The following is a 17104-nucleotide window of genomic DNA, read 5'->3' on the forward strand; positions in this document are numbered from 1 at the left end:
GATCCGAAGTCGCCGATTGCGGGCATGCCGATTATCGAGGCGTACAAGGCGCGCACGGTGATCGTCAACAAGCGTTCGATGGCGGCCGGTTATGCGGGTCTCGACAACGATCTGTTCTACATGGACAAGACCATGATGGTCTTCGGCGATGCGAAGAAGGTGATCGAGGATATGGTGAAATCGGTGGAGTGAGGGTTGGGGCCGCAACAGTATGCGGCCTTGAACTCTGTCGCTGCAGTTAGCGCTGTTTCACCTCGACGTGCCTCAGAAAATCCGCGAGCCGTCTGCCCTCCATATCGGGGAACGGCTCGACTACCTGCAGTTCGCGAATCTCTTCGACGTCGAAATTGCGGAAGTCTCCGCGCAACTCACACCACGCGCCGATGGTCCAGCGCGCACCCCAATAAAAGAGGCCGAGCGGCCAGACGCGCCGCTCGGTTTGCGCGCCTTTGCGATCGCGATACGCAAAACTCACGATCCGGTTGCGGTCGATGGCCAGATGCAGCGCATCGACTTTCTCCGCGAATTCACCCTTGATGTGAAACGAAGGCGCAAAGATCGGCAGCCGGTCGAGCGTCGCGCGCTTGTCAGCGGGCATGGTCGAGGCGATCTTCGCCAGCGCGCCGCGGGCGCCCTTGGCGAAGCTCGCACCACCCCATGTTTCGAGCATGCGTGCGCCGGCGGCGAGCGCAGCGAGTTCGTCGACGGTGAAGGTGAGCGGCGGCAAGCTCGCCGAGCGGTTCAGGCGGTAGCCGATTCCCGCTTCCCCTTCGATCGGCACGCCTGAGAGCTGCAGATCGCGCACGTCCCGGTAGACCGTGCGCGGCGAGATATGCAGCCAGTCCGCGAGCTGTTGCGCGGTAGTCAGACGCCGGCCGCGGAGCAGCTCGGCGATCTGGAACAGGCGGTCGGCGCGGCGCGTCATCGTGGGCGTCTTGTCGTGTTGTAGTAGGGGCGGGGGTGTTGCGATCGCTTCACCCGAAACGGAGTGGCCCGCGTCACGGTGGTTGCGAACCGGCGGCCCGCGAACGGGCATTCCCGAGATCATAGCGCCGCGTGACGCTCATGCGGTGCTGCGTGGCCGTCACCCCTGCGCGGGCCAATCGGTCAACCGTTCTTCGGCGAATGCAGCCCGATGCGGTTACCTTCGGTATCGGTAAAGAAGCCGATATAGCCGATATCCTGCGGCAGATCGATGACCGGACCTTGCACCTTGCCGCCGGCCTTCTCGACGCGGCCCAGCACGGTGTCGACATTCGGCTGCGCGTTCAGGTAAACGACGACGCCATCGCCGGAGGGCCTGGCGTTGGGGCTCTGGATGATACAGCCGCCGGTGGACGGCTCGGTGTACTGAAAAATGCCGATCGGCTCGCCGCCGAAATTTTCACGCCGCAGCGTCGTGCCGAGCGTAGTCTCGTAGAAACGTGCGGCGCGCTCGAAATCGGTGACCGGAATTTCGAACCAGGAAATGACGTGGGATGCGGCTGCTGACATGACACTCTCCTTGGCATGACCCGAAGGCCCATGTGATGCGCCGGATGGCGTGATCAGGAGTGTGCGGCGGGGCTACTGACAGCGTTCTGTCAGTAGCGATTGGCTGGCTGCGAAATTCTTCCCGGCGTTGACTTGCCGGCTTAAGCCGCCGGCGTGTCGCTCGCCGGACGTTGCCTGACGCTGCCCGCGATCAGATCGAAGCGAAACAGCCTGCATTCAAGCGCGCCGTTGAAAAGCGGCGTCTTGGTCGATTCGCGCAACCTCAGTTGTCCCGGCAGCTTACGATCCGACGTCAGAATGAACGCGTGCCATCCGGTGAAACGCTGCTTGAGCGCGTCGCCGAGCGACTTGAAGAATTCGCTGTCTGGTGCTTCTTCCTGAGCACGGCGAAAGGTGTCGTCATCGCGGCTTTCACGGCCGGTCTCACGAAGTTCGCCACGCGCGTTGCGGCCACGCACTTCGATCCGCTCGCCGTACGGCGGATTGGCCACGAGAATGCCCGGCTCCAACGACGGCGGGGTCATGCCGCGTGCGTCGACCTGCTTGAGCGAGACCGACGACAGGCCGGCGCGCTCGAAGTTGGCGCGCGCCTTGACCAGCATGTCACCGGAAATGTCGCTGCCGAAGATCTGCAGATCGGTGCGCGACGTGCGGGCGGCGCGCTTCGCATCCAGTGCCGCGGCTTTCAACGCCTGCCACGCTTTCGCGTCGTACTGCTTGAGATTCTCGAAGCCGAAGCGCCGCTCCGCGCCCGGCGCGATATTCAGCGCCACTTGCGCGGCTTCCGCGAGGAACGTGCCGCTGCCGCACATCGGGTCGTACAGCGGTGTGCCGGCGGTCCAGCCAGTCAGGCGCAGGATGCCCGCCGCGAGATTTTCGCGCAACGGCGCCGCGCCTTTATCGAGCCGCCAGCCGCGCTTGAAAAGCGGCTCGCCGGAGGTATCGAGATACAAGGTGCAATCGGTCGCGGTGAGGAACGCAAACACGCGCACGTCGGGCGAGCTGGTGTCGATGTTCGGACGCGCGCCGCTCACGTCGCGCAGGCGGTCGCAGATTGCATCCTTGACGCGCAGCGTGGTGAATTCGAGGCTACGCAGCGGCGATTTGATGGCCGTGACGTCGACGCGTAGCGTCTCCTGGGCGGAAAACCACTGTTCCCAGCGCTGCTCGAGCGCGAGGTCGTAGATGTCCTGCTCGCTGCGATACGGACGATGCGCGATCTTCAGCAGCACACGGCTCGCGATGCGCGAATGCAGATTGGCCGCCATACCGGCCGCCCAGCCGCCGCGGAAATGCACGCCGCCCGGCACCTGCGCGCCCGCAGTGAACGGTGCTCCGTTCAGGTGGCGCGAGGCGATTTCGGCGAGTTCGGCCGCGAGCGCGGCTTCGAGGCCGCGAGGGCAGGGGATGAAAAAATCGAAGGACATTGAAGTTGCCGGGAGGCGTTGAATAAGGCGCTATTGTACGCGGTCGGGGTGTGCGTCCCGCGCGCTGGCGTTCAATGCCCTTCGCGTGATGCGCTGACCGGCCACACGAGATCCAGCGGCCGGTGAAACACCCGGCGCCAGATTGCACCGCGCAACGAGCGCACATAGTTGCGCCGCAGATCGCGCGAACGCACGGCCATATGAAACGCGAGCGCAAAACTGACGGCCACGTTCAGGATTGCCATGCTGAACGTGCCGGCGATGGCCCACCAGAACTCCGGCAGGTCCAGCGCGCCCTTGCCGAGCACACCGAGTGCGACGCCGATCGAACCCGAACTCAAGGTGACGTGCCGGACTTCGAAGGTGAAAGCGAAGGCGGTGAGGATGGCAGGTACGAGACCAAGCATCAGGCCCAAGGTGATATTGCCCACCACGCCGGCGACGTTGGAGCGGCAGAACCTCGCCAGCCGGGCGGCGCCAGCGACGCCAAGCGTCATCCGCAGGCGGCGGTTGTAGGTCAGCGCGTCCGCGACCCGGTGCAGCACGAACCAGTTGTCGGCCCAGCCCGCGAGCAGGCTCGACGACCACAGCAGCACGCCCGTCAGCGCCGCATAGAGCGGCGTAGGTCCGAGCAGCGAGAATGAATGCAGTGTGGCGTGGGCCTTTTCCGGCGAGATGATGTTCGTATTGAAGACGGCGTGCCACAGCAACTGCACGCCCAGCGACACGGGAAACACCAGCATCACGTTGCCGAGCACGGCGGCAGCCTGGGTGCGGATCAGCGCGACTACCGAGGTGACGAAACTGTCTACCCCTTCAGGTGTACCTGCGCCGTCGAGTTCGCGGGCGATGGTCGGCGCTGTCATGGCCGGCTGCTTGGTGGCGAGCGAGAAATGCAGGAAGTGCATCAGCAGGAAGCTCGCCGCATAGTTGATGCCGGCCAGCAAGCCTTCCAGCATTGCATGCAGGTGCAAGCCGGTGATCGCAAACTTGACGCACACCGTTACTACGGTGACGAGGCCGCCGCCTGCCGCCATGCGCAGCATCTTCAGATATTCGGCGCGATCGCGGGCAATGTAATGCTCGCCGGTATCCGCGCTATATTCGACCACCTTGCGCGCCAGCAACGAGAAATTGCTGCGCATCAGATGGGCGACGCTCTGACTCGCGTGATTTGCATTGACCAGTTCGGCGACGAGGCGCGAGCCGGCGTGCAGGTCGTCGGACGCCATCCAGGCGTCCAGCAGATGTTCTGCGCGCTGGATGCGCATACGCATGCGCTCGACCTGAAACACGATGTCGACGCTCACGCCGTTGCGGTACAGGTGGGTAAAGACGTTATCGGTGGCGATACGGCAGTCGTCGAGCAGCACACGCAGATAGTTGACCTCGTGCAGCAATTTGCCCGGCTCTGCGCCGCCTTCAGGCGCCTGATGGGCGGCCTCGACCGCCAGCATGGCTCGTGTGAGCCGGTAGAACGGCTGCTTTTCCATGGCGACGCGCACGTCGGCGTCGCCCAGACGGCTGCGCACCGTTTGCGACAGCCCGGTGGAGCTGATCTGGCAGGTCAGGTTGTGCAGCGCCGCTAGCAGATCGAGCGAGAACGGCGCCGCCTCTCGCTGGTCGCTCGCCTCCTGCCCATAGATGAAAAGCTCGCGGATACGCGTGAGCAGGTCGGTAGGTAGCGCGGCGATCCATTCGGCATCGCGCGCTGACGTGAACATCAACGTGAAGATCGCTGTCAGGTCACGGCGGTTCGGTGCTGGCGGGATCAGCGACGACTCGAAGCGCTCGAACAGGGCGCCGAAAAATGCCGAGTGCACCGGCATGCCGGCATCGCACAGTAGCGAAATGCCGTCGCTTTCGCGCAGCAGCGCGCGCAGAATCCCCGCGACGTTCGCTTTCCACGCCGGGTTGCGATCCAGCACATGCAGCAGATAGCGCAAACGCGCATGCTCGCGTACCCGGCGCACGTCGTCTTCGGTCGTGTCCTGCGTGACCGGAGACACGACCGGCTGCACGCTTCCGTCGCGATGAATCCAGTGAGCCACCTCGATCAGCCATTCGCTGCGGTCCGCATACGGCGCGTTCTGGTCGGCAATCGCCAGCAGCGCATCGAGTTGATGGCCGCTGTTGCGCGACGCGCGCCATTTCTTGACGAAGGTTTTGAGAGAGCGAAACATGGATTGTCAGATGTGTGGCAAGGCGCACTCTTGTGGGCCGAAGCACTCAGGATCGCTAAATACAGAGGATCCCGCAAGCTGGCCGGATGGGATAGTGCGTAGGCTCGCGGGCGACGGTGGAGTTCGCCGCGCGAGCTTCAGGAGCCGGTCAGCCGGTCGTGCGATTGTCCGCGCCGGCGCTGTCGAGCGCAGCGCTTGGGCCGGTGGGCAACGGGCACGGCACCGTCGGGGGCGTCATGCGCGCTTGCGTGCCGGATGCGCCTTTTGCGGCGGTACTCGTCGGCATCCGCGGCGCGGCAGCGGCCAAGGCCCTGATGCCGGCGGCGATCTGCATAGAGATCTGCTGCACGGCCTGCCGATGACCGTCGACCAGCGCGTCATAGCTGCCCGTCACAGGCTCGTTGACGACGCTGCGGCACGTCATGATGGCTTCGCTGCGCACCGCGCGCACGCTCCACACGGCATCGATCAAGGCATGCGAACCCGGCCACGATTCGAACCGTTGCACGTTCACACTGACGCGATAGACCGGCGTACCTTCCGGATACGGCGTGCCATACACATCGATCGTGCCCAGTTGCTGCGTGAGGTCGGTCGACAGCGCGCGGCGAACCTCGTCACCCGGCAACGAGGCCCAACGTTCCTGCTCGAGCACCTGCACCTGGGTCGGGCCAGTCTGAACCACGAGCTGGTTTTTCGCGACCTGGGACGGTACGTCGACCGGCGCTACTTCGATCAGCAGTGAAGGAGCCGAAATCGTGCTCGCGGTGCTTGGCGCGCCATTGGCACCCAGCGTGTAGAAGTGGCTGGGCGGCGACGACGAGCATGCCGCTACCGCCAGCAGTCCGGCACAGGCACCGAGGCACGCGGTGGCGCGGGCAAGCCCGCGCGGCGAACGGGGGAGCCGGGCAAACATCATGGTTTATCTCCTGGTTTTCCGCGCAACAGCGATTCCGGATGGCGTTCCAGATAGTCCGACAGCGCATTCAACGACTGCAGCGTGCGGGTCAATTCCTGCAGCGCCTGATGGACGTCCGATTGCAGCGGCGAGTCCTGCTGCAGCGTCGCTTCGGCCGACCCGAAGGTCTGCTTGGCGGCGGCCAGCGTGTCGCGCGCTTGCGGCACCACCTCGGTATTCAGGCGCGTGAACAACTGGTCGGCGTTCTTTAGCGCGCTGTTCAGGTTGTCGCCGATCTGGTCGAACGGCACCTGATCGAGTTTCTTGGCGATATCGGCCACTTGCACCTGCAACTCGTCGAGCGTATTCGGAATCGTCGGCAGCTCGAGCGGATCGCTATTGACGTCGACGGTAGCCGGCGGCGCCTTCGGGAAGATGTCGAGCGCGACGTACAGCTGGCTGGTAATCAGATTGCCCGTGCGCAGCTGGCCGCGCAGGCCGTGTTGCACCAGACTCTTCAGCAACTGCTGGCCGGCCACGCTACCCGGCTCCGGCGCCGTCTCGCGGAAGCGCTTGCCGAGGCGGTCGGGGTACAGGTTCATCGTCACCGGCATGGTGAAGTTGTTGGTCTTCGGGTCGTAGTCGATGCCGATGTTGGTCACCTGACCGAGCTCGATGCCGCGGAAATCGACCGTCGCCCCCACAGACAGCCCGCGCAGCGACTGGTTGAAGGTCATCACCACCCGCAGCGGCACGCCGTCCGGCTCGCGCATGGCGTCCGCTTCGTCGGAACCCAGGCGGAACGTCATGTTGTTCGGCGCCTGCGCTCCGACCGGTTGCCCCGGTGGCGACTGGAACGACAGGCCACCTACCAGCACGGTCGCAAGCGACTGGGTGTTCAGCTTGAAGCCGCCCGAGTCGAGCCGCAGATCGACGCCGCTCGCATGCCACCAGCGCGTGTTGATCCCGACGTACTGATCATACGGCGCGGCAACGAACACCTGCATGGTCACGCCGGTGCCGTCCTTGTCGAGCGAGAAGCCCACCACCTGGCCGACCTGCACGCGCCGGTAGAAGATCGGCGAGCCGATATCGATCGAGCCGAGCGAGTCGCCATGCAACGTGAACTGATGGCCCTTCTGCCCACCGGTAATTGGTGGGGGCGTTTCAAGGCCGACGAAGTCCTTCTGCGTATCCTGCGAATGACCGGCGTCCACGCCGATGTACGCGCCGGAGAGCAGCGTGCTCAGACCCGAGACGCCGCTCGCGCCGACCCGCGGACGCACCACCCAGAAGCGGCTGTCCTTGACGGCAAAGTTCTCGGCTTCCTTGGTCAACTGGACCTGAATCAGCACGTGTGAGAGGTCTTTCGAGAGCGTGATGGCCTTTACGAGGCCAACGTCGACGTCCTTGTACTTGACCTGGGTCTTGCCCGGCTCGAGCCCTTCGGCATCGTTGAAGCTGATGGTGATCTGCGGCCCTTTCTCGGTCACGGACTTGATCACGAGCGCGACGCCGATCAGTGCGGCGATCAGCGGAATCACCCAGACCAGCGACGGCAACCAGTGGCTGCGCGGCTCGATCTCGGGATCGGGCAGGTTGGGTGGGAGCGTGGGTCCGTTCGAATCGTTGCGCGGCGCGCTGGGAGCGGGCGTCGGTCCTTGCGGGCTAGTCATGTTTGGTCCTGAGTTTGTTGGGTACCGCTTTTTGCATCTTTGGCACGGCGGGCGCGCTTCGCATTCTTTGCACTTTCTGAGTTGTCCGCGCCTTCCACGTTGTCCCAGATGAGCCGTGGATCGAACTGCATCGATGCCAGCATCGTCAGAATCACCACCGAGCCGAACGCGATCGCGCCGGGCCCCGCCGTGATCACGGCGAGCGACTTGAACCGCACCAGCGCGACCGTCAGCGTGACCACGAACACGTCGAGCATCGACCAGCGGCCGATGCGCTCCACGATCCGGTACAGCTTCACGCGTTGCGTGGGGCGCCAGCGTGAGCGGCGCTGAGCCGTAATGCAGAGCAGCACGAGGATCGTGAGTTTCAGCATCGGCACCATGATGCTGGCGATAAACACAATGACGGCCAGCGGCCAGTCGCCCGAGGTCCAGAAGTAGACGACGCCGCTCATGATCGTGTCGTCTTCCGAGCCAAGCAACGAGGAGGTGTGCATCACCGGCAACAGATTCGCCGGAATATACAGCAATGCGGCTGCGATCAGTAGTGCCCATGTGCGCATCAGACTGTCCGGATTGCGCCGGTGCAATACCGCGCCGCAGCGCGCGCAGTGCTGTTTCGTGATCGAGCGGATGCGTGGTGCGACGCTGCCGCACGCGTGGCAGGAAACCAGGCCCGCGCGGCGCGCGGTAATGTAATTCATCGTGCGTTATCCCTGATGGGGCGCGGCGGACTGGCTGTCCACGTTCGCCGTGACCGCAGCTGCCGCGCTGTCGGCAGCCGTGCGCGGCATGGGACGCGCACGCCTTGCGTTCAGCTCGTCGGCGAGATCCCACAAGGTGCGCGGATCGAACGTGACGACCACGGCGAACATCAAGGTCAGCACTCCGAAGGCGAACAGCGCCGCTTCGGGGATCACGCGGGCGAGGCTCACCATCTTGACGATGGTGATCAGCACGCCAAGCATGAACACTTCGATCATGCCCCACGGCCGCACGAACTGGATGGCCCGCAGCACCCGGTTAAAGCCCGGCGCCACGAAGCCCGAGCGGATCGGGATCAGCACGTAGAGGAGCGCGACCAGCTCGGTGAGCGGAAACAGCGTGGTCGCGCAGAACACCATGACCGCGACGATCTGCATGTCCTCGTTCCACAACGCGACGAGCGCGCCGAACAGCGTGGTTTGCGAGGTAATGCCGTTGGCGTCCAGTTCGACGATCGGATAGCCCTGGGCGATCAGAAACGTGATCAGCGCGGCGAGCGTCATGGCGCAGATGGCGTCCAGCCGCCGCGAGATGCCGCGATAGAGCGTCGCGCCGCAACGCGGGCAGCGCGCCACCGTCCGGCTGCCGAGCAGACGCGGTTTGGTGAAAAGGGTATCGCACTCGTGGCACGCGATCAGGTTGTCATGTTCCATACGGCAGAAGGGCAAAACGACATGAGCGGGAGCGTGCATCGAAGGCTTGCACGGTATGGACTGGCGAAAGAATGGCGAAAGCCTGGAGCAATAGTACCAAAGGCGCTCGCTCGTGCGTAACAGGGCTGCTTGTGCGACGTCCGTCAGGCAAAACGGCAGCACCGCGCAGCATACCCTGACAGCTGTCGGACATTTTCCGGCCCCAATTGTTCAATCCTTCTTGTTAAGCTGTATTTGACGCCGCATAGCCCCGTGCGGAACTTGTCAGCCGGCTTTTTCGGCTTGGAGTAGCATGGCGGCCTTGGCGTGCTTCGCTGTTGTCTGCCGATACCTGGCAGCCGCGTTCTGCGCAGTTCGCATAGAGGGACTCCACCCTCGTGCGCCGCTAACCTTTCAGCTTGCGTTGAGCTTTCATGGCACCCAAACCTAACTTCGGCTCCCGCGATTCGTACACGCGAACAGCCATCGCGCTTCACTGGCTGATTGCGTTGCTGATTATGTGCGGCTTCGCGCTCGGTTGGGTGATGACCGATATCCCCGGCTTCACGCCTACGAAGCTGCGCTATTTTTCCTGGCACAAGTGGATTGGCGTGACGGTGTTCGGGCTTTCGGTGCTGCGCATCCTTTGGCGCGCCACCCATGATGCGCCGCCGCTGCCGCGCCGGATATCGTCGTGGCAACGGGGCGCGGCCCATCTCGTGCACCTGCTGCTGTACGTGCTCATTATCGCGATTCCGGTCTCCGGCTATCTGTACAGCTCCGCGGCCAATGTGCCGGTGGTGTATCTGGGGCTCGTGCCGCTGCCGCGCCTGATTGCGCCCGATCCCGTGCTCAAGGTGTTGCTGAAAAATATCCACATCACGCTCAACTACACGCTGCTCGTCCTGTTCGTGCTGCATGTGGCGGCGGCGCTCAAACATCAGTGGCTCGATCGCGACGGCCTGCTGTCGCGCATGATCCCTTTCCTCAAATAAGGAGCGACATGAAGGTTTCGTTTTATCGCTACATGCTGGCGGCGTTTGCTGCCGCGTCCCTCAGTGCGGCGGGCAGCGCGCTGGCCCAGGTCGACATCGCGAAGAGCACGCTCACCGCGACCTCAAAACAGATGAACGTGCCGGTGGAAGGCAAGTTCGGCAAGTTCAGTGCGGACGTGAAGTTCGACCCGGCGAAGCCGGCCGAAGGCAGCGCGCAGTTCAGCGTCGATGTGAGCAGCTACGATCTGGGTGACGAAAGCTACAACGAGCAGGTGCGCGGCAAGGAATGGTTCGATGCGAAGACGTTCCCGCAGGCGACTTTCGTATCGAGCGCCATTGCGCCGGCAGGCGGCAACCAGTTCAAGGTGACCGGCAAGCTGACCATCAAGGGTAAATCGCAGACCTTGGTCGTGCCTGTGACCGTCACGCAGCAGGGCGGGAGCGAGGCGTTCGATGGAGCGCTGACGATCCAGCGTTCGCAGTTCGATATCGGTACCGGCGAGTGGAAGGACACCTCGGTGGTGGCCGACGACGTCGTCATCAGGTTTCATATCGTCGCAGCGCGTAAGTAAGGCGTACTGCGCGTGAGCATTGCCGGCAGGCACGCGCACTAGAAAACTCGCACCAAACGACGGCGGTAAACAACAAAGGCCGGTTCCACTGAACCGGCCTTTGCGTTTGTTCCCGACTGTCTTGAACTTCAGACTTGTGCGCCTGCGTTCGGGTCGCTCGGGTCGTGACGTTCCTTCTTTTCCTTGATCAGGTCGTCGCGCTTCACGCCGAGCCACATCGCCAGCGCTGCCGCAACGAACACCGACGAATAGATACCGAACAGAATACCGACCGTCAGCGCCAGAGCGAAGTAGTGCAGCGTTGGACCGCCGAACAGGAACATCGACAGCACCATCATCTGCGTACAGCCGTGCGTGATGATGGTCCGCGACATCGTGCTGGTAATGGCGTGGTTGATGACCTCGATGACCGTCATCTTGCGTTCGCGGCGGAACGTTTCGCGAATCCGGTCGAAGATAACCACCGACTCGTTCACCGAGTAGCCGAGCACCGCCAGCACGGCAGCCAGCACCGATAGCGAGAACTCCCACTGGAAGAACGCGAAGAAGCCGAGAATGATCACCACGTCGTGCAGGTTGGCGATCACGCCGGCCACGGCGTACTTCCATTCGAAGCGGAACGACAGGTAGATCACGATGCCGGCCACCACGCAGGCGAGCGCGAGCAGGCCGTTGGTGACGAGTTCCTTGCCGACCTGCGGGCCGACGAACTCGACGCGCTGCAACTGCACCTGGGCATCTTCACCCTTCAATGCGCCCATCACCTGATCGCTCTGCTGGGCCGAGGTGAGGCCGGCCTTGACCGGCAGACGGATCAGCACATCACGCGAAGTGCCGAAGTTCTGCACCTGAGCGTCCGGATAGCCGAGCTTGGCGAGCGTGCCGCGCACCGGTTCGAGCGGCACCGTGGTCGGGTACTGCACTTCGATGACCGTACCGCCGGTGAACTCCACCGACAGATGCAGCCCGCGATGCAGCAGGAAGAACACGGCAGCAATAAACGTCAGCAGCGAGATCGCGTTGAACACCAACGCCCGCTGCATGAGCGGTAGATCTTTGCGAATGCGGAAAAATTCCATGGTCTTGTTCTCCGGGACTCAGCGGGATGAACCCGGTTTCTGCGGCGTGTTGCCGGGGGCATTGCGACGGCGCACCGTCGGCTTGCCGGCGCGGGCCTGAGCCTGAGCCTGGGCCGCGGCCTTCGGCTTGGCGGCCGCTGCGGTGATGGCCCGTCCTGTGTCGGTCTCGGCATCTTCACTGCCGAGATACGCGGCAGCGGCGGCGCCCTCGACCGCTGCCGGCCTCCACACCTGGCCAATGGCCAGCGACTTCAGCTTCTTCTTGCCGCCGTACCAGAGGTTCACGAGACCGCGCGAGAAGAACACGGCAGAGAACATCGACGTCAGGATGCCGATACAGTGCACGATCGCGAAGCCGCGCACCGGACCCGAGCCGAACGCGAGCAGCGCCAGACCGGCGATCAGCGTGGTTACGTTCGAGTCGAGAATGGTCGCCCATGCATGCGCGTAACCATTCTGGATGGCCAGCTGAGCCGGCGCGCCGTGACGCAGCTCTTCACGCACGCGCTCGTTGATCAGCACGTTCGCGTCAATGGCCATACCGAGCGCCAGCGCAATAGCTGCGATACCCGGCAAGGTCAGGGTGGCCTGCAGCATCGACAGCACCGCGATCAGCAGCAACAGGTTGACCGACAGGCCAATGATCGAGACCACGCCGAACAGCATGTAGTACGCAATCATGAAGACGGCGATGGCCGTAAAGCCCCAGATCACCGAGTGGAAGCCCTTCTTGATGTTATCGGCGCCGAGGCTCGGGCCGATCGTGCGTTCTTCGATGATGTCCATCGGCGCTGCCAGCGAACCGGCGCGCAGCAGCAGCGCGAGGTCGGCGGCAGCTTGCGGGGTCGGCTGGCCAGTGATCTGGAAGCGGTCGCCCAGTTCCGACTGGATCGTCGCGACCGTCAACACCTGGCCCTTGCCCTTTTCGAACAGCACCATCGCCATCGGCTTGCCGATGTTGTCGCGCGAGACGCTCGCCACGGCCCGGCCGCCGGCCGAGTCGAGACGGATGTTGACCGACGGACGCTGGTGTTCGTCAAAGCCTGCCGAAGCGTCGATGATGCGGTCGCCAGTGAAGATCACCTGCTTCCTCAACATGACCGGCGCCTGGTTGCCTTCGGTGAACAGTTCGTCGCCCGGCGGCACGGCGTCACCCGGATTCGGGTGCAGGTCGTTCGGATCGGCTAGACGCGCTTCGAGCGTTGCCGTGCGGCCGATGATGTCCTTCGCCTTCGCCGTGTCCTGCACGCCTGGCAGTTCGACCACGATGCGGTCGGCGCCTTGCTGCTGGATAACCGGTTCGGCCACGCCAAGTTCGTTGACCCGGTTATGCAGTGTCGTGATGTTCTGCTTGAGCGCCGCGTCTTCGACCGTCTTCTGCACGGCCGGCGTAAACGTGCCGACCAGCTGATAGCTGCCGTCAGGCGCCGTCTGCGTTTCCCACTGGAGCTCGCTGATGCTGCGCGAAAGCTGTTTGCTCGCCGCGTCCGCCGTGTCCTTGTCGGCGAAATTGATCACCACGGTCTGGTTGACGCGATTCACGCCGCCATCGCGGATGTTGTTGTCACGCAGCAGAGTGCGCGCGTCGGAGGCGTCCGAGTCGAGCTTCTTGTTCAGCGCGCCCGCCATGTCCACCTGCAGCAGGAAGTGCACACCGCCGCGCAGGTCGAGGCCGAGGTACATCGGCAACGCGTGCAGGGCAGTCAGCCAGCGCGGCGACGCGCTTTGCAGGTTCAGGGCGACGACAAAATTCGGATCGTTCGGATCGCTGTTCAGCGTCTTCGACAGCAGGTCCTTCACGCGCAACTGCGTGTCGGTATCGGACAGACGCACGCGAATATTCGCGTTGCTCGATGAGTTGTCGTACGTCACGTCGGAAGCGGCGATCTGATTGGCGGCCAGCGTGGCTTCGATTTGCGACAGTGTCGACGAATCGAGCTTGACCGTTGCCTTGCCGCTCAGCACCTGCACCGCCGGCGCTTCGCCGAAGAAATTGGGCAATGTGTAGATGAGGCCGATGGCAAGCGCCACGACCATCACGACATATTTCCAGAGGGGGTAACGATTCATGGAGTGGTCCAACGGGAAAGTTGGCTCGTAAGCGATGCGTCCGGCGATGAGCGCGGAAGGCGCAGCGTACCTGTTGGCATGGATGGCATGACAGGCATGCTGGCTTCAGTTTCGCGAGGCCGCGCCGGACGCGAGAGAGCAGGCCTTACAGCGACTTGATCGTGCCCTTCGGGAGAATCGTCGTGACCGATGCTTTTTGCACGGTGATTTCCGTGCCTTCGGCGATTTCGACGCCGACGTACGCGTCACTAACCTTGGTCACCTTGCCGACGATGCCACCGTTCGTGACCACTTCATCGCCCTTGGCCATAGCGGCGAGCATGTTGCGATGTTCCTTCTGGCGCTTCATTTGAGGGCGAATCATGATGAAGTACAGCACGCCAAACATCAGGATCAGCGGCAGGAAGCTCATCAGGCTTGATTCTGCACCGCCTGAGCCTTGAGCGAAGGCGTTGGAAAAAAACGACACGTTGGTCTCTCCGTTATAACGAACAAAAAAATCAGCCGATTATTCTACCACCGGCATTTGGTACGACGGCACGGCAAATGAGCTTTCCGATCAAGCTGTTAAAGGCTTCTTTGGGCCGTCGCGAAATGGAATTGTAATGTTCAGGTCTCGCGCCGACGGTTTCTTCGGGGGAATCCGTCGGCGGGCGCTATTGTGCGCCTTCCTTGGTTACTTGCTTGCGTCCGCATCTTCTTTTTTGAGTTCGGGCGCCGTCAGCGAAATCTTTCAGCGGGGCTTTTGTAGAAACCTCTAGGCGGCCTGTTCGACACCCCGTGCCCGGTTTTCGTGGAAGCGCGTGCGGAACGCCTCGAACGTCTGAGTCTCGATTGATTCGCGGATCTCGCTCATCAGTTCGAGGTAGTAGTGCAGATTGTGGATCGTGTTGAGCTGCGCGCCAAGAATTTCACCAACGCGATGCAGATGGTGCAGGTAGCCACGGGTGAAATTCCGGCAGGTATAGCAGCCGCAGGTTTCGTCGAGCGGGCGCAGTGAGTTCTTGTGCGTCGCGTTGCGGATCTTGACGTCGCCAAAGCGGGTGAAGAGCCAGCCGTTGCGCGCATTGCGGGTCGGCATCACGCAGTCGAACATGTCGACGCCGGCTGCCACGCCCGCTACCAGGTCTTCCGGCGTGCCTACGCCCATCAGATAGTGCGGCTTGTGGGCCGGCAGCTTCGGGCCGATGTGGTTGAGCACGCGCATCATGTCTTCCTTCGGCTCGCCCACCGACAGGCCGCCGATCGCGTAGCCATGGAAGTCCATCTCCGCGAGACCTGCCAGCGATTCGTCGCGCAGATCCTCGAACATGCCGCCCTGGACGATCCCGAACAGCGCGTTCGGGTTGCCCAGTCCGTTGAATTCGTTGATCGAGCGCTGGGCCCAGCGCATCGACATACGCATCGAGTCGGCTGCGTCCCTGTGCGAAGTCGGGATGTTGTTGGTGGCGTAGGGCGTGCATTCGTCGAACTGCATGACGATGTCCGAGTTCAGCACCTTCTGGATCTGCATCGACACTTCCGGCGACAGAAACAGCTTGTCGCCGTTGATCGGCGAGGCGAACGTGACGCCATCTTCGGTAATCTTGCGCAGATCACCCAGCGAAAATACCTGGAAGCCGCCGGAGTCGGTGAGGATGGGCCGGTTCCAGCCCATGAAGCGGTGCAGGCCGCCGTGCGCGCTGATCGTTTCGAGTCCCGGACGCAGCCACAGGTGAAACGTGTTGCCGAGGATGATCTGCGCGTGCATCTCCTCGAGCTCGCGCGGCTGTACCGCCTTCACGGTGCCGTAGGTGCCCACCGGCATGAAGATCGGTGTTTCGACCACGCCGTGATTGAGCGTCAAGCGGCCGCGGCGCGCCTGGCCGTCGGTGTTGATCAGTTCGAATTTGAGGCCGTTGTCGGGACGTTCGGCGGAGTTGCTGTCGTGATTGATGCAGCTTGGACAATTGGCGCTCGAGGCGCCGGTATCGTGATTATGACCTTCGGTCATGAGAACTCCTGTGCCACCGGAGAACAGTCCGGCGCATAACATGAACGCCGCCGGGCTAGCCCCGACGGCTGGGTAAAGAAATCAAGGTGCGGCAGACTACCCCGAGCGAGCCGCGCGCGCAACGCTACCGGACGGCATATCCGCCATGCGGATGCGTAACTACAGGGGCTCAGCTCAGCCGTCGTTGCGCGTGAGCAGCATCGCGTCGCCGTAACTGAAGAACCGGTAGCGCTCTTCAATGGCATGCCGGTACGCGGAACGGATCGTCTCGATGCCCGCAAACGCCGACACCAGCATCAGCAGCGTCGATTTCGGCAAATGGAAGTTCGTCACCAGCCGGTCAACCACGCGAAACCTGTAGCCCGGTGTGATGAAAATATCGGTTTCGGCGGCAGTCGCGGCAAGTGGTCGGCCGGCGGTTTCGGCGTCGCGCGCGGCGGCTTCGAGCGCGCGCATCGACGTCGTGCCTACTGCGATCACCTTGTTGCCGCGGGCTTGGGTCGCGGCGACCCGGTCCACCAGCGTTTGCGGCAACTGGTACCACTCGCTGTGCATCTTGTGCTCGGAGATGTTCTCCACCCGTACCGGCTGGAACGTGCCGGCGCCGACGTGCAACGTGAGCGTCGCGCGTTCCACGCCGTGCTCGTCGAGCCGCGCCAGCAGCGCGTCGTCGAAGTGCAGCCCCGCGGTCGGCGCAGCCACCGCTCCCGGATTCTGCGCGAACACCGTCTGATAACGGGTTTCGTCAGTCGCGTCGGGATCGTGCTCGATATAGGGCGGCAGCGGCAGCCGGCCGAACTGTTCGATCAGCGTCAGGCAGTCTTCGGGAAAGTGCAGCGTGTAGAACGGCTCAACGCGCTCGCCGACGGTCACGTCGAAGGCATCCGCCAGACGCAGCGTCGTGCCGGGCGCCGGGCTCTTGCTGGCGCGGACCTGCGCGAGCGCCGTGCGCTCGCCGGTCAGCCGCTCGACCAGCACTTCGATCTTGCCGCCACTGGCCTTTTGGCCGAGGAAGCGCGCCTTCAGGACTTTGGTATCGTTGAACACCAGCAGGTCGCCCGGCGCGATGCATTCAGGCAGCTCCGCGAAGCGGCGGTCGGTGAAACGCGCCGGCGTGGCGAAGCCGTCCACTTCAAGCAGACGGCTCGCGCTGCGCTCTGGCAACGCCGTTTGCGCGATGAGTTCGGGCGGCAGGTCGAAATCGAAATCGGAAAGCGTGAACATGCGGACTGGCTGGAAGCAGGACGTGAACGAAACTGAATTGGGCCGAAGCCGGTCGGATTTGCACCGAAGCCTCGCGGCCTGCGGCTATGATTGCGG

At 63.2% G+C, this 17104-nt stretch carries 16 protein-coding genes; 3 read left to right on the forward strand and 13 right to left on the reverse strand.

The window, feature by feature from the left end; genetic code table 11:
- A partial coding sequence (locus P3T17_RS33105) for an NAD(P)(+) transhydrogenase (Re/Si-specific) subunit beta (RefSeq protein ID WP_429411061.1) occupies positions 1-192 on the forward strand: 192 nt, incomplete at its 5' end.
- Between the two features lie 46 nt (positions 193-238).
- On the opposite strand, the gene P3T17_RS33110 is transcribed toward P3T17_RS33105, so the two are convergent.
- The 8 genes from P3T17_RS33110 to P3T17_RS33145 form a co-directional block, all read right to left on the reverse strand.
- On the reverse strand, positions 239-925 hold the full coding sequence (locus tag P3T17_RS33110) for a helix-turn-helix transcriptional regulator (protein WP_074262433.1): 687 nt from the start codon (positions 923-925) through the stop codon (positions 239-241).
- A gap of 182 nt (positions 926-1107) precedes the next feature.
- A complete protein-coding gene (locus P3T17_RS33115) occupies positions 1108-1494 on the reverse strand; it encodes a VOC family protein (RefSeq protein ID WP_074262432.1) in 387 nt (128 codons plus the stop codon).
- Positions 1495-1634: 140 nt separating this feature from the next.
- Entirely contained in the window at positions 1635-2921 is a 1287-nt protein-coding gene (locus tag P3T17_RS33120; protein WP_429411063.1) for a THUMP domain-containing class I SAM-dependent RNA methyltransferase, read from the reverse strand.
- A gap of 71 nt (positions 2922-2992) precedes the next feature.
- Entirely contained in the window at positions 2993-5104 is a 2112-nt protein-coding gene (locus tag P3T17_RS33125) for a site-specific recombinase (RefSeq protein ID WP_429411065.1), read from the reverse strand.
- A gap of 148 nt (positions 5105-5252) precedes the next feature.
- Positions 5253-6023 carry a PqiC family protein gene (locus P3T17_RS33130; RefSeq protein WP_429411067.1) on the reverse strand — a complete coding sequence of 257 codons (771 nt, stop codon included), beginning with the start codon at positions 6021-6023 and terminating at the stop codon, positions 5253-5255.
- On the reverse strand, positions 6020-7678 hold the full coding sequence (locus tag P3T17_RS33135; protein WP_074262428.1) for an intermembrane transport protein PqiB: 1659 nt from the start codon (positions 7676-7678) through the stop codon (positions 6020-6022). The genes P3T17_RS33130 and P3T17_RS33135 overlap by 4 nt, the downstream gene beginning before the upstream one ends.
- Positions 7675-8382, reverse strand: coding sequence for a paraquat-inducible protein A (locus P3T17_RS33140; protein ID WP_429286578.1), 708 nt, complete (start codon positions 8380-8382; stop codon positions 7675-7677). Before P3T17_RS33140 ends, P3T17_RS33135 begins: the two co-directional genes overlap by 4 nt.
- Before the next feature lie 6 nt (positions 8383-8388).
- Positions 8389-9096: a paraquat-inducible protein A gene (locus P3T17_RS33145; protein ID WP_429411069.1), complete on the reverse strand. Its 708-nt coding sequence runs from the start codon at positions 9094-9096 to the stop codon at positions 8389-8391.
- Between the two features lie 413 nt (positions 9097-9509).
- Between P3T17_RS33145 and P3T17_RS33150 the strand changes: the two genes are divergently transcribed.
- Positions 9510-10070 carry a cytochrome b gene (locus P3T17_RS33150; protein WP_429411071.1) on the forward strand — a complete coding sequence of 187 codons (561 nt, stop codon included), beginning with the start codon at positions 9510-9512 and terminating at the stop codon, positions 10068-10070.
- Positions 10071-10078: 8 nt separating this feature from the next.
- Complete coding sequence (locus P3T17_RS33155) at positions 10079-10642, forward strand: YceI family protein (RefSeq protein WP_429411073.1); 564 nt, start codon at positions 10079-10081, stop codon at positions 10640-10642.
- Positions 10643-10770: 128 nt separating this feature from the next.
- Here the strand turns inward: P3T17_RS33155 and secF are convergent, their stop codons facing one another.
- The 5 genes from secF to queA all read right to left on the reverse strand — a co-directional run bounded on the left by secF (position 10771) and on the right by queA (position 17008).
- Positions 10771-11721: a protein translocase subunit SecF gene (gene secF / locus P3T17_RS33160; RefSeq protein ID WP_074262423.1), complete on the reverse strand. Its 951-nt coding sequence runs from the start codon at positions 11719-11721 to the stop codon at positions 10771-10773.
- Between the two features lie 18 nt (positions 11722-11739).
- Positions 11740-13791: a protein translocase subunit SecD gene (gene secD, locus P3T17_RS33165; protein WP_429411075.1), complete on the reverse strand. Its 2052-nt coding sequence runs from the start codon at positions 13789-13791 to the stop codon at positions 11740-11742.
- A gap of 145 nt (positions 13792-13936) precedes the next feature.
- Positions 13937-14260, reverse strand: a complete 324-nt coding sequence (gene yajC / locus P3T17_RS33170; protein WP_074262421.1) for a preprotein translocase subunit YajC — start codon at positions 14258-14260, stop codon at positions 13937-13939.
- 288 nt (positions 14261-14548) lie between these two features.
- Complete coding sequence (gene tgt / locus P3T17_RS33175) at positions 14549-15784, reverse strand: tRNA guanosine(34) transglycosylase Tgt (RefSeq protein WP_429411077.1); 1236 nt, start codon at positions 15782-15784, stop codon at positions 14549-14551.
- Between the two features lie 174 nt (positions 15785-15958).
- Complete coding sequence (queA, locus tag P3T17_RS33180; protein ID WP_429411079.1) at positions 15959-17008, reverse strand: tRNA preQ1(34) S-adenosylmethionine ribosyltransferase-isomerase QueA; 1050 nt, start codon at positions 17006-17008, stop codon at positions 15959-15961.
- Positions 17009-17104 lie beyond the last annotated feature (96 nt).

This window comes from Paraburkholderia sp. GAS82 (genome assembly GCF_050436285.1).
GTDB lineage: Bacteria > Pseudomonadota > Gammaproteobacteria > Burkholderiales > Burkholderiaceae > Paraburkholderia > Paraburkholderia phenazinium_B.